This window comes from Novosphingobium fuchskuhlense, assembly GCF_001519075.1.
In the GTDB taxonomy this organism is placed as follows: Bacteria; Pseudomonadota; Alphaproteobacteria; order Sphingomonadales; family Sphingomonadaceae; genus Novosphingobium; species Novosphingobium fuchskuhlense.
Genome location: NZ_KQ954245.1, coordinates 236,711 through 249,444 on the forward strand (window position 1 = coordinate 236,711; position 12,734 = coordinate 249,444).

Consider the following 12,734-nt stretch of genomic DNA (forward strand, 5'->3'; position numbering starts at 1 on the left):
GGGTAGGCCAACCACTGCCTCAGGAGGGCGGCCCAGTCGTAGCGGTTCCCGCCGTGACGCCGCCATGGGTATGCGTCGAAAGCGCCTTGCCGTTGCCTGTAACTTCGCCGGTGGCGGTGATGGCACCGGATGAGGTGATATCCTCGCTCACCGTCAGGCTGCCGGTGATTTGCGTGTCGCCGGCGATCTCGACCGCGCCTGTAAGCTTGATCGTGGTAGCTTTGACCTCGACCTGACCGTCTTGAACGTCGATCCATGTGGTCGCGGTCGGGCCGAGGAAGCCGCCGAGATAGAGCCCATCGGCCCAGTCGAACCGGCGGCGCGAAGGCGGCGGCGCGGCGTCCTTGGTTGCACGCACCGAAGATGTGTCGGAGTGGCAGAACGAGGCCATGCCTATGTCGCCGACAACCGGAACTGCCCGGATCGCGGCGGGGCCCGCGCGCAAGGTGAAGAAGGGCAGATTGTGAATTGTGCCATGCGGTACCGCCACGCCAGCGCCGTCGATCTGATGAACAAGCGGCTCGACGTCGACGGTATCGCCGTTGACAGCCACGATGCGAACCAGCGCGGTTGTCGCCATCCCGTTCATGACCTTGCGCGCGATGAACTCGATAAGCGAGGCATCGTTCTGCGTGTCGCGGACGCTGCTTTGCCCGGTGATCGTCATGCCTGACTGTCCAGGTAGCTGGTTTCGATGTCAGTGAACCACTGGCCATTCGGCACGTTGCTCTCAAGGCGGTGAGCAAGGGCGCGCACGGTCCACTGCCCATTCGCCGCGGAGAACGGTGTCGTCACGCGCACGAGGCGGCCGTAGTCAATATCTGGCCGATAGAGCGTCGAAAATTGCAAGCCGCCTTGGGTGAACGCGGGATAGCCGACAAGGCCGGTTTCCACATTGATCGGGATAGCCTCTCCGGCTCGCGCTCCATTCTTCGGCCAGATCGCGACGACTTTGGCAACGTCATCGACTGTCCAGTTGCAATCCACGTCGCGACAAATTGCTTCGATCTGCGATTTCGGAGAGCCAGGCTTGTAGGGCGTGTTGAGCGTGGCGTTCACGCCGCCATTCTCGAAGCCATAGCCGATCTGAGATGCGATCTGCAAAACCACGGTCCCGGCGTCGACGGCGCCATTGTAGCTGGTGGGCGGGATCGTCTGCGATAGATCGACCAAACCCGACGCAGCCGACACATGGAACATCACGTCAGGCTGCTGACGTCCATCCGCCCAAGCTTCCATGATCCCGCCCGAAAAGCACACCGCGCCGCCGGCCGAAATCCGCAAGCTGTTGTAGGGACGCTGTTCGAAGAAGAACTTCTGGGTCACGGTGAGCTTGTTCATGAGGTCGAGCGACATGCCCCAGACCTGCACATCAGCGCGGGCAAACTGAATGCCGTCGTGAACCACGTTGACGGAGCAGCGCAGGCCGTCGAGCGTGATTGTATCTTGCCCAGCTGCGCCGAAGTCGCCCGCGCCAAGCTGAAATGTGAGAGACACCTTGCGCTTTTCGAAGCTCATCGCGCCAGCACCAAGGCATAGCGAGTTGCCAATCCGAGCCAATTCGGGTCGGAATTACCCTGCTTGTCGATGAACGCGAAATCGCCGGGAAAGCCGAGATAGGGCGCATTGATGATCGGCACGCCGTCGCGGCAGAGGACGCTCGAAACCAAAGGCACGCCGCCAACCGACACGTCAGCGAAAAGCCCGGTGGACTTCTGCGCCAGCGTGACCAGCGCGCCAATCCCGCCGATCGGCACGAACAAGCTCTGCGATGGCGTGTTCGGAATAAGCGGGATGTTCTGGATGGTCTGTATTTCGCCTTCGAACGGCTTGATCGGCTTCACGTCCGTGATTGCCTTGAGTTCCGCGCTGGGCGCCTCAGGCTGCACCGTGCCGGCGCTCACGGGGCTTGCCGCGCTCGGTTCTTTGCTGTTGCTCGTGGTGGCAGTTGCATCGACGCGGATCTCGCGCAGGATCAGCTCGGCAGTGATGAGGTTCGCACCCTGCTCGCGGCTGCGGTCAATCGATACCCGCTCAATGTTGACGTTCAGATGCGACCATTCTGGCGTGACGACGTTGTAGAGCTCGGTGTCGCCGCGCAGTTCTTCGATCGTGCGCAGGAACTCCCGGCGTTCATCGAACCTCCCGCCTTTGCAGAGCTGCACCCGTACCGCGAAGGGCAACGCGACCTTGTCGTAGCTTTCGAACTGACCGTCCTGAAGCGGATAGTCCGCGATGCGGTATTCGGCGTCGTAGCCGATGGAATTCACCGTGTCTGCTGTGACAGCAAGGCTGTTGTCGCTGGCGCGATAGATGCCCCACTGGTCCTTTTTGGTCGCGGTGACCGCAATCGCATCCCCTGTCAGTCGACCTGTTGCCGCGCCTGTGCTGTTGCTGGCATCGCGCAGGACCGAAGGAACGCCGGGCGCGATTGGCACATCGGGGGTAAGGGGACCTGCCATCAGGGGTTCACAATCGGATCAGCTTGAGCGACGGCCATGCGGCGGCGGACCGCGCTGTTCATGTCGCGCGCGATGCCGTTTGCGTCAGTGGCGGCAGTCTTGATGTGAATGCCGCCGTGGATGGTGATCACGCCGTTCCGGCTGTGTGCGCCGATGAAGCGGCTAGCTTCCCTGAGGTCACGCGTCGTTTCGTGGCCTTTGGCCGGACGCAAGAAACGACCGATCATGGCCGGTGCTGTACCAAGCCCGCGCTGAGCCAGCACGGCAGCACCGCCCGGATCGCCGCCGTTCAGTTCCGACCACAGAAAATCTAGTTGCTGCTGTAGGTTGGGGTGATTTCCGTAGCGCCGGAAAAGTTCTTTCTTCCGATTGCCCAGCCATTGCGAAAGCCCGTACGCACCCGACTTCTGGTTCAGCGCATCAGGATCAAGGCCGCTCTCTGCATAGAGCGCCGCGGTGATCCCGAGCGCTTTGTTGCTGGCAAGGCCTTTGCTTCTGAAAAAGCTGTAGACTTCGGATTCGTGGCCATGCTGCCCCATAGGCATGCCGCTGCCAGAGGTGCGAAATTCGAACAAGCCGGGGATACCCCAGCTTGACCCGCCGCCTTGTGTTCCGGCACCGCTGCCACCGCCTGGAACGCTACCACCCAGCACCTTCACCAATTCGGTCAGCAGCGGCACGATCTGGTTGAGGATCGGCACCAGTGCCTTCTGAAGCTGGGCGTTGAGGTCAGCCATCTCCTTTTGCAGGTTTTCGGCTTCCTTGGCGGTCTTCTCCGCATCCTTCGCGCTTGCCTCATACTGCTTGAGCAGCTTGTCGACGCTGTCCTTGCCCTGCATGAGGAAGTAGATCGTCGATTGCGGCAGGCCGATCTGCTGGAGCAATGCGGAATAGAGCTGCGGATCCTTGCCAGCCAGCTTTGAGCCAGCGAGCTTCGACAAGATGCCGCCAGCGTCCTTGTCGCGCAGATCGTTGCCGGTGATCCCGAGCCGCCCGAATGCGGCTTGCTGCGCCGGATCAAGTGCGCCGGTCCGAAACCCGATACGTGCGTTCTGAATCGTCTGAAGCGCGGTGTCGGCATCGCCAGCCTGCCCACCAACACTCTTGACCGCCTGCCGCCATGCCCAGATCTGCTTGACCGACATGCCGATCGCATTGCCGAAGCGGTCAGCCGAAGCGGCGCCGGTAGCCATGTTGGCGAGAAAGCCGGTGATCGAACGCGCGCCGAGGAATGCCAGGCCGAGCCCGATCACTTCGCGCGAGACGCTCTTAATCGCTTCGCCGGTCTTGCGGCCAGCCTGCTCCATGCCGTCGAAGGTCTTCTTCGACTGGTCGCGCAGGCGCTTGTTGCCCTCATCAACTTCGCGCTCGCCATCCTTGTAGCCCTTGGTGTCAAGGCGGAAGGTGGCGACGAAGGCGTCGATGATGTGCTCTGACATTGCGCGCTCCGATGGTGTAAGGTCAGGATATGAAGCGCATCACCCTCACGCTAATCGGTCTTGCACTTGCCGCGCCAGCGACAGCCAGGCCCATCACTGCAGCAAGCCTTGAGCGTCAATGGTTTGCGCTGGATCGGGAATGCAGGGGCGGCAATCATGAACCCGAAGATGCTGTCTGCCGGAAGCGCGATGCGGTGGAAAATGCACTGGCGCGGCGCGGGCGGTGCTGGGCGTATCGTGACCCAAGCGTGTTCCCGTATCAGTACCGCTGGCACGACTGCCGCCAACGGAGACCTTAACCGCGTTCCGCAGCTTCTTGCCCGCGCCGTTCATTCTCGGCTTCGACTATGATAGTCTCCAGCAGCAGATAGAGGTCTTCAAGGCTATAGTCGCGCTGCAGCTCAAGCAAACTCGCCCGGCCAGCGTTGATTACTGCGCCGCAGGTGCCGGGGATGTTGACGAAGTCCGCTGGTTCGAACCGATTCCCGCCAGCGCCGCCAAATTCGAGAGCGCGGCGGCGATCGAAAAACCCAGATGCAGTTCCAGCACCTCCGAGCGCAACTTGAGCAGGGTCGCGACGTCTGCGATGTCGCCGTCATTGAGGTCGTCACCGCGCATAACCGGACGGCTGAGCGGGCGGCCCGAGTTCGGGTCGATCTTGTTCGGATCAGGCACGAATGTGATGCAGCCCAGCATCTCGTCCAGAAGCGGTTCAGCCTCTTCGAAGGGAAGCGCCTTGAACGCCTCCAGGCCCGCGATCAGGATGCCGACGGCACCAGATCGGATAGTTTCGTCGCCAACCTCGACGCCCGCTCGGCTCAGCGCCATGAGCGCGCGCGTGGCCCAGCGTTCGGCATCATAGGCAGATTTCTCGACGATCAGGAACGTCTTGCCATGATCGCGGCCCTCAACCTCGATCACGACGGTCTTATGCTTGCGCATTGATCACCTCAGAATGCGGGTGCGGGCGTGACGGACTGCCAGATGATCGAGAAGCGGCGCGGCTGCGCAGTCTTGCGCAACGCCGGGATCGGGACATAGCCGGTAAGAACACCGCGCGTCATGGCATAGCCCTTCTGCGTGCCCGGGATCAGCAGTGAGCCAGACGCAAAATAGGTTTCGCGCGCCTGCTGCTCAAACGTGAACCAGTTTTCGAAGAAGTCGATGCTCGAGCTGTCGGCCTGCAGTGTGATGTTCTGCGTGACGGGAACGGGCACGAAGCCGGCACTGAGACGGCCATCGATGCCCATCATCGTTTCCTTGGGCGTGATGGCGTCCATATCGGTCATATCGTCGGTCGAGAAGCCTGCGATCTGGATCGGGATCGGGAAGATCGTGTCGACCGCGAGAAGGAGCTTCGCGTTTGCGCTGGTGAGCGTCCGGGTGTTCATCGGTCGGGCCCCTTACTGGACGTTGAGCGAGGACAGGACGATCTGCTGCACCGACTGACCATCGGTGTAGAAAATCGTGGTGACGGGCGAACCGCGGTTAGCGCGCACCGGGGCGCCAGGATCCTTGACCGAAACGTACCAACCCCGGCGAGACAGTGTGCCCGCGATGTCCTTACCGGCGAGGTTGTTCACGATGATCGCCTGCTCGGCGCTGAGTGTCACGCCCGCCCGGATCGCGCCGAAGTTCAGAGCATCGTCGATCACACCGCGCAGCGATGCCTCGATCAGCGCATAGCCATCGGAATTGTAAGGCACCTGCCCGACGTTGGTCAGCAGGTTCAGCAGCGCGAGCTGGGCCGCGTTGTTCATCCAGACCTGACAAATCCACGAATCGATCCAGCGGAACACGCCCGAAACTTGGCCGGGATAGAACACCGTCCATTGGTCGTTGGCGGTGCCGTAGGCGCCCACGAAGTTGTAGCCGTTCGCCGCAAGGTTCGCGGCGATGGTCTGATTGGTGACGCCCGCCGCGACATTGCCGGACCTGAAGGCCATGGTGAACCGGCCATTATCCCGGCTGAAATCGGTGCTGGCGAGCGCGCCCATGACGAACGCAGCGACCTTGATGCCATTGCTGGAATCGTAGACCAAAGCACTGGAGCCATAGTCGTTCGCCACGACCTGCGCGCCAACCGAAGTCGTGTCGCCTGATACGGTGGCCTGCGAGTTGTTGTCCCACCCGACGTAAAGATAGCGGTTTGCCTGCCCGTCAGCCCAGATAGCGAAATTGAGCTTGTCCGTGTCGGTCGGTTCGAACACCGTGCTGAACGACACGAAATCCTGCGTAAGCGCGGTAATGGCCGACATGCACGATGCAGGCGTATCGACGGCAGCGCCCTGCGAAACCGTCGCTCCAGCGGCAGCGGTAAGCCGCAGGCCGGCCGAGAGCGAGCCAGACGCAGCGGTGATGGTCGAGGTCGCACCGGTGGAGCTGTTCGTGAAGACGAACGCATCGAAGTTGCTGCTGTAGCTGACCGTGAAGCCGGGCGAGGTAAAGGCCGCCTGGATGATCGACGCCGCATTGTTGAAATCGGTGGCTGCCGACAGGTTGATCGAGGAAGACGTCTTGGCCACGCCGCCCACGGAAATCGTCAGTACGCCGGACAGCGCCTGAAGTTGGGTCAGGGTCAGGCCCATGCGCCCGCCGCGCAGGAAAGCCGGGGCCGCAGTGTCGACGTAGCGGTAGAACTTGATCTGCGCGGGCTTCAGGAACGAATTGTCGTACCCCGCGAAGTAGACGGTCGCCATCGTCGCTTCATCGGACAAGGCGCCGAAGTAGGCAGCGACATCAGCCTGCGACGAGAACGTAAGCACGGTGCTGGTGGGCACGATGGTGTTCGACGTCAGCACAAGCCCGACGAGATCGAGGCCAGTGCCGCCAGCGCTGATCACGCCGGGAATGACGTTGACGATCGCCGAAGCGGGGATCGAATTATTCGGCATGTGTGACCTCCGACAAACCTGTAATGATGGTATCGGCAAACTGGGTCGAGACGGGCGTCACGATGTTGCCATGCATCGCAGCCTCGAAAGTCCAGCGCTGAAGATATTGCTGCTCACCGGCCACTAGCGGCAACTGCGCGGGCTCTGTGCAGTAGAGAGGCGCAAGGCCCGAAGCGGCAAGCTGATCAGCCGCCCAGGTATCGCGGAACACAGTGACGATGGCCTGCGTTGTCTCCGGGCTGGCCGGTCCATAGACGTCGACCTGCACATCAAGGCGAGTGGAGAGACCAATGTCGGTTCGGCCCGCTGCGGGCGCCGGATCGGTTGAAGGAACAGCGGCGCGCTCGTTCGTCGCCATCGCAACGCGGCGCGTAGGTGTGATCGCGCACCAGTTCTTGCCCTGCGGCATCGGCACGCGGCTGACCTGCCCCTGCACCACTTCAGTGCCGCTCGGCACGACAAGCAGGAGCACCGCGCGCAGGGCCGTCATGGCCTGCTCTTGCGTGATTGAAGGCGTCATGCCTCGGGGTCCTGCATCTGCGACGTGATCGCTGCTTTCGACCAGCCAGCACCCGGCCAGCCCTCCAGCAGCGCAACGACAAGCCAGGTCTGGCCGCGCAGACCGGCCGGTGTCTTGGCATCGGTACCGAACACGATGATGTCGCCGCCCGAATTGGATGGCCGATCGACGCTTGAAAGCTGGATGTTCGCGTAGACGCTGGCTTGGCCGTTTGAGATATTGAGCTTGTCGAGGTGCTGCAGTTCCTTCTGGGTCAGGGCCTGCACCTGCACCGTGATCGGCTCATCGGCAGCGTAGTTGGGCACTTGTCGACCGGAATCGCTGAGCGTGTAGCCGGTTGAGCGCCGCAGCGTGGCGACGATGTTCGGGTTTATGCTTGATGTGAGGCTGTTAGCGATCCCACGCAGGTTCATCGCACTTCCTTGTCGACGGAGGCGAGCAGGTTGCCGGTCCAAACGAGCGGCTTTCCAGCGGGCGCCGTCTCTCCGGCCGCCACATCACGCCGCGCTTCCTGCACATCACCGAACGTCTGGCCGCCCATGGGAAAACGCTGCTTGAGCAGATCGGTGACCGGGCTGTTAGCAGGGCCGGTCGTCTGGACGATTGCCTCGCGCAGCTGGCCCGCCATGCCTTCGCCCATGAGCTCCAGCGCCTTGTCGGCCTCGTTATCGGTGGCTGCCAGCACCGCGGCGAATTGCTCGCCCCATTGTGGTGACTTGTCGGCGATCATGTTGGAAAAGAACGGGCGTGGGGGAATGCCCGCGCCGGGCGCGCCGAAGTTGTTCAGCGCGGCGACCGTGGCGACTGAGGTGCCGTCGGGATAGGTCGCGCCTTCGAGAAAGCCGACCCGCACCTCAGATGCCTTGCCGAGCTTGTCCACAAGCGCGCGGATCGCAGCAATCGAGCGTTCGCCGCCGCTTACCTCCGCCATACCGGCCGCTCGAACACGTAGGCCGGCGCAGCGACATAGGTCGCGCTGCGATAGGGTTGCGAGGCCTTCCAATAGGTCAGGCCGTACTGCGTCTGCTGGTACCATGCCGCCGAACCGGGAAGGGTGCCGGTGTCCATTGAAACCGAAACCGAGCCTTCCGACGCGGAAGCCACTCGCCCGACCTGATCGGCTGAGCGCCCGGAAGCGCCAGCCAGCGCGGCGATGTGCGCGGTGAGCATGTTGAGCAGGAGACCGCGCACCGCGATGTCGGAGACAGGGGAGTCGTCGCTGTTGTCGAGGTAGATGCAAGCCTCGGCGAAATACAGAGACGCGAGCGCCTCATCGACGCCCGCGAACTCTGGATAGCGCGCAGCCCAAGCGGCGTAGTTGAACACCGCCTGCGCCACATCAATTCTCCTTGGCGACGACCTCGACGCCAAGCTCGTCGGACGACTTCTGTTCCAGTCCGGTCGAAACTTCAGGCGCACGCTCTGCAGCTTCAGCATCGGCCTTGTTGGCAGCGGCCGCGAAGATCGCACCGTTCAGGACAGGCGGGAAGTTGCCCACGGATTCCTTCCAGCCGGTGAACCAGTCGGCATCGACACCATGGGTCATGCCATAGCCGTCGATCAGGATCGGATCCTTGGTGACGGGGTCGAGCATGCGCGCGCCGTTGAAGGTGACGGACTTGCCGGCGAACTCGGCGACAAAGCCGAACGGAAGCTTCGAACAAACGGTTACCGTTGCCATGGATCAGGCCCCCAGCATCTGCACAATGGCGATCGGGTAGCGCAGGACGGTGCCCCACGTACCGGCGGACTTCTTCTGTTCCCAGCCCGAAGCGAGCGGGATCACGGGATGCACGCGCATCTTCTCGGTGAACGCCGACTTGGTGACCGGCAGCCCGTCGACGCTGGTCAGCTTGAGCTGGATCAGGTTGCCCGAGCCCGTTGCGAACTGCGGGATCACCGTGAACTTCACGTTCGGGAACGACTGCTGGATGATTTCCTTGACCGTCTTGCCGAAGTCGTTGGTCTTGGCCAGGTACGGCTCCAGCGTGTTCGGGATGCCGCATTCCATCGGAGACGACATGTTCACAAGCGCCGGGAGCTGGGTCTGCAGCTGCGTGTAGAGCTTGAGGAAGTCGTTGTAGATTTCGATGGTGGTGCCGACCGCCCAGGTCAAGCCACCAGCCGTCTTGGTCGTCGGCGAGATTGCGTTCGACAGCGCCGGATCGTTCATGCCGCCATAGAGCTTCAGGCCGGACACGCCGAAGAAGTAGGACGTGTTCAGTGCGCGAGCGAGGGTCTGGTTGCTGGCCTCGGAAAGCAGTGAAGCCCAGTCGATCCGAGCCTCGCCGTAGCGCGCGAGCTCGCGCTCGCCCCACCGCGTGAAGGTCTGGAAATGGAACGACTGGCGCGACACCCAGTTGGCATTGCCGTTCGACTTGCCGTTCTGATTGAAATCGCCGTAGGCCGACGTGTTGCCGGTCATCTCGGTGATCGGGAACGTCGCCGTGTCGGTCGTCCAGTCACCCATCTTTTCTTCGCCGTAGAACTCCGCGGCGACGGTGGGCTGGAAGACGACCTTGATCTGGCTCGGATCGATATAGGTCGAGAACAGCGAGGGGATGCCAGCATTCGGCGCCGAAAACAGCGAAGGCTGGGCGTCCATCGCAAGCGAGGCGGACCGGCGCCAGCCCTCGGGCAGGTATTCCATGCCAGCGGGCAGTTCGATGCCGCCAGCCGACAGGCGGGCGCGATGTTCGGAGAGGCGTGCGGTCAGCATATCAGAATCCCTTGTCCGAGATGACAATGATCTCACCCGAAGCGGCCTTGGTCTTCACGAAGAAGCGCGTTTCATAGGCGGTGGTGATGGTGGCGGTCACAGTGCCCGACGCCGAAGCGTTAGCGCTCAGCGTCGCAGTCCCGGCGCCCGCATTGACGGTCGCAATGGTGGCGCCCGCCGGAATGCCCGTGCCGGAAATCGGCATGCCAGGGCTGAGCGTTCCGCCCGTGAACGAGATTGCAGTCGAAGCATTGGTCGTGGTGACGGAAAGCGTCGACGTCGGCGGCGACCCGGCCGTTCCGAGCACGATGGTGCCGTCCGCATACTTGGCGAAGACCTTCTGACCAATGGTCGGGGTCGAAGGCGCCGTGATGTAGAATGCACCGCCATCGAACAGCGTCACCTCCATACCGGCATTCACGGCGAATGCCGATTCTGCGAGATACGTGGTGATGACTGCGCGCTGGTCGCGGCCGACGAAGCCGAAGCGGGTCGATGCGAGGTTGGGCTTGCCGTTGGTGACAACGCCCGTGGTATCGTCCGCCCAGGCGAAGGCAGCGATGACGACACCGGCGGCGCCAGCGGTCAGTTCACCGTCAAGCGCGGGGACAGTGGACCACGGTCCGGTGGTTGCGAAATCGCCGGGAACGCCAATGGCGAGATTCTGGGCGACGGAAGTCTGAAAGCCAGTCATGTTCAATTGCTCCCGTAGAGTTCGGCGAAGCTGTCGTTGGCACGCTTCACGGCCGCTGCGTCGAAGGTCATGGACTTGGAGCGGGTGCGATCAGCTTCACGCTGCACCATCGCCTTGAGGGTCGTGACGGGCGCGCCATCAATGGCAGCCCGCTCAATGCCGACGCTCTCAAGCGCGAAGGCGTAAACCGCCGCCGCGCTGTCCATACCGATGACTTCGCCGACCAGCGGCGCGACGTCGCGTTTGGCAAGTTCGATGGCAGCGACCCGGGCTGCGCCGCGCGCTTCGGCTGCCGCGATCATCTTCTTGACCGTCGCGGCGTCCATGGCCGGCTTTTTGCCGTCCTTGTCCTCTTCTTCGTCCTCTTTCTTTTCTTCTTCGTCCTCGGCTGTCTTAGCCTTGGGTTCGCTTTCGTTGCCCTCGTCCTTGGCCCCGTCTTCCTTGTCGATCATGTCCTCGTCAGCGGCGAGGGGCTGGATCGCAGCGAGCGCCTTGCCGAGTGCATCCGCGTCAAGCGCGGCGTCGGCGGCGAGGTGAGGGGCCACCAGTTCGGCAACCTTGCCAGCGAGCTTGCCCGCCGCGCCCTTCTTGCCGATCGAGGCAGCAGTGACGCCGGAAAGAACCGGCGCGAGGTCGATCTTGGCATCCGCCGCGAGGAGCGGGCGGACGTGGGCCTGAATGGCCCCGGAAATCATCAGCGCGGTGCGCGACTTGAGCTTCATCACTTCATCTCCGACTACTACGTCCGGCCCCGCACGCCCTTCAATGACGAGTGCGACGTGGTTGCCCATGATCTCCCGCATTACACCGTCGTAACGCAAACCTTCTGGCGTTGTGCCCGGCGTCATGTCCGCGCGGTATCGGTAAGCGCTTGAAAGCTCGCGCTTTCTGTCGGCTTCGATGGCGTCCTGCGCGGCTTGCTGCCAGATCACGAGGCTGTTCTTGAGAAATGTCCCATCGAACTCGGCATCGGTGCCGGTGGACCCGATGATCAGGTCTTCAGGCAAGCGTTCGGGCAGCACCGGCACATGTTCGGACAAGATTGGCAGGTTATTGAACGTGTCCGCCGCGCTCGCCAGTTCGGCGGGATCGCGGTAGAGTTGAAATATCCGATCTGGATCAAGGCCCAGCTCCGCAGCGCCGGGAATTTCGCGCCCGTAATAGGGGCAGACATTGGCCTTCGAGATGTTCGACACCTCGACGTGCAGGAAACCATTGGCATCCCGGCTACGGGCCGATGGCGCGCGGTCCATGGCGAGAAGAAGGGTCTGGGTCATTATGACAGCACCAAGCCGCGCTTGGTCATGACCAGCTTGCAGAAGTTGAAGATGTCCGCGATCTGCGCGTCGGTGAGGGCGGAGCGGTGCTTCGAGACCATCGCGATCCGGCTTGTTCCTGAAAAGACAGCTGACCCAGCGCTGCCGCCAATTCTTTCGGCCACCGCAGAGTTGGTAACGCGGCTAGCCGCAGAGTTGGTGACGGCTGCTGCCAGCACTCCACCATTGGCGGTATAGGTGCTCAGGACACCGCCGGTGTATTTCTGAGCAACAAAGACGAAGGCCGTCTGCGCCGCCGAGCCATAAAGCGTTCGGCTGACAAGCGTTGGGCCCGAGGCGACAACATGCGAAAGTGTCTGCAGGAAACCAGAACCGCTGACCCCGGAGTTCCACTGCCCCCAGACCGGGCGATCTGTGGTGTCCATCTTCTGAAAGATGGCGATCCGAGTAAAGTCCGTCGAAGCTGAGTCCAGGTCGTTGGTCTGGATGAAGTTAGCCGCTGCTGTCGGGTCTCCGGAGAAGGTTGCATAGCCGGCCGCGAAGGTGACGTTGGCGCCCACCGTGGCGTCCGCGCCGCCGCCCGGGATCTGGTTGGTCTTTGACGTGTTTGCGTCGACACCCAGATAGTAGAGCGATGAGAGGTTGGTGGTGACGGGGTATGCCGAGATGTCGACGTAGTTGCTGAAAGTCACACCGGGAACGATGATGTCCAAGCCCATGGCGGCGATC

The 12,734-nt window shown here is 62.4% G+C and carries 16 protein-coding genes; all 16 read right to left on the reverse strand.

Features of this window, described 5'->3' with window-relative positions:
* Nucleotides 1-19: 19 nt before the first annotated feature.
* The 16 genes from AQZ52_RS10885 to AQZ52_RS10960 all read right to left on the reverse strand — a co-directional run bounded on the left by AQZ52_RS10885 (nt 20) and on the right by AQZ52_RS10960 (nt 12,724).
* Entirely contained in the window at nt 20-667 is a 648-nt protein-coding gene (locus tag AQZ52_RS10885; protein WP_067910372.1) for a hypothetical protein, read from the reverse strand.
* Nucleotides 664-1,518 (reverse strand): baseplate hub protein, encoded by an 855-nt coding sequence (locus AQZ52_RS10890; protein ID WP_067910375.1) that lies wholly within the window; start codon nt 1,516-1,518, stop codon nt 664-666. The genes AQZ52_RS10885 and AQZ52_RS10890 overlap by 4 nt, the downstream gene beginning before the upstream one ends.
* Nucleotides 1,515-2,270 carry a phage baseplate plug family protein gene (locus AQZ52_RS10895; protein ID WP_169793738.1) on the reverse strand — a complete coding sequence of 252 codons (756 nt, stop codon included), beginning with the start codon at nt 2,268-2,270 and terminating at the stop codon, nt 1,515-1,517. The genes AQZ52_RS10890 and AQZ52_RS10895 overlap by 4 nt, the downstream gene beginning before the upstream one ends.
* Nucleotides 2,271-2,461: 191 nt before the next feature.
* Nucleotides 2,462-3,901: a phage tail tip lysozyme gene (locus AQZ52_RS10900; RefSeq protein WP_067910381.1), complete on the reverse strand. Its 1,440-nt coding sequence runs from the start codon at nt 3,899-3,901 to the stop codon at nt 2,462-2,464.
* Between the two features lie 429 nt (nt 3,902-4,330).
* Complete coding sequence (locus AQZ52_RS10905; protein WP_205626468.1) at nt 4,331-4,822, reverse strand: hypothetical protein; 492 nt, start codon at nt 4,820-4,822, stop codon at nt 4,331-4,333.
* A gap of 29 nt (nt 4,823-4,851) precedes the next feature.
* On the reverse strand, nt 4,852-5,292 hold the full coding sequence (locus AQZ52_RS10910; protein ID WP_067910387.1) for a phage tail fiber protein: 441 nt from the start codon (nt 5,290-5,292) through the stop codon (nt 4,852-4,854).
* 12 nt (nt 5,293-5,304) lie between these two features.
* A complete protein-coding gene (locus AQZ52_RS10915) occupies nt 5,305-6,795 on the reverse strand; it encodes a DUF3383 domain-containing protein (RefSeq protein WP_067910391.1) in 1,491 nt (496 codons plus the stop codon).
* Nucleotides 6,785-7,315 (reverse strand): phage neck terminator protein, encoded by a 531-nt coding sequence (locus AQZ52_RS10920; RefSeq protein WP_067910394.1) that lies wholly within the window; start codon nt 7,313-7,315, stop codon nt 6,785-6,787. Before AQZ52_RS10920 ends, AQZ52_RS10915 begins: the two co-directional genes overlap by 11 nt.
* Nucleotides 7,312-7,728 (reverse strand): hypothetical protein, encoded by a 417-nt coding sequence (locus tag AQZ52_RS10925; protein WP_067910396.1) that lies wholly within the window; start codon nt 7,726-7,728, stop codon nt 7,312-7,314. The genes AQZ52_RS10920 and AQZ52_RS10925 overlap by 4 nt, the downstream gene beginning before the upstream one ends.
* Entirely contained in the window at nt 7,725-8,246 is a 522-nt protein-coding gene (locus tag AQZ52_RS10930) for a hypothetical protein (protein WP_067910399.1), read from the reverse strand. The genes AQZ52_RS10925 and AQZ52_RS10930 overlap by 4 nt, the downstream gene beginning before the upstream one ends.
* Nucleotides 8,234-8,653 (reverse strand): DUF4054 domain-containing protein, encoded by a 420-nt coding sequence (locus tag AQZ52_RS10935; RefSeq protein ID WP_067910402.1) that lies wholly within the window; start codon nt 8,651-8,653, stop codon nt 8,234-8,236. Before AQZ52_RS10935 ends, AQZ52_RS10930 begins: the two co-directional genes overlap by 13 nt.
* Before the next feature lies 1 nt (nt 8,654).
* Nucleotides 8,655-8,996: a hypothetical protein gene (locus AQZ52_RS10940; protein WP_067910405.1), complete on the reverse strand. Its 342-nt coding sequence runs from the start codon at nt 8,994-8,996 to the stop codon at nt 8,655-8,657.
* A 3-nt stretch (nt 8,997-8,999) separates the two neighbouring features.
* On the reverse strand, nt 9,000-10,034 hold the full coding sequence (locus tag AQZ52_RS10945; protein WP_067910408.1) for a hypothetical protein: 1,035 nt from the start codon (nt 10,032-10,034) through the stop codon (nt 9,000-9,002).
* 1 nt (nt 10,035) lies between these two features.
* The gene (locus AQZ52_RS10950; protein ID WP_067910411.1) at nt 10,036-10,728 is read right to left on the reverse strand and encodes a structural cement protein Gp24; all 693 of its coding nucleotides are present in this window, start codon (nt 10,726-10,728) and stop codon (nt 10,036-10,038) included.
* A 2-nt stretch (nt 10,729-10,730) separates the two neighbouring features.
* Nucleotides 10,731-12,005: a DUF2213 domain-containing protein gene (locus tag AQZ52_RS10955; protein ID WP_067910414.1), complete on the reverse strand. Its 1,275-nt coding sequence runs from the start codon at nt 12,003-12,005 to the stop codon at nt 10,731-10,733.
* Complete coding sequence (locus tag AQZ52_RS10960; protein WP_067910417.1) at nt 12,005-12,724, reverse strand: hypothetical protein; 720 nt, start codon at nt 12,722-12,724, stop codon at nt 12,005-12,007. Before AQZ52_RS10960 ends, AQZ52_RS10955 begins: the two co-directional genes overlap by 1 nt.
* Between the last annotated feature and the right edge of the window lie 10 nt (nt 12,725-12,734).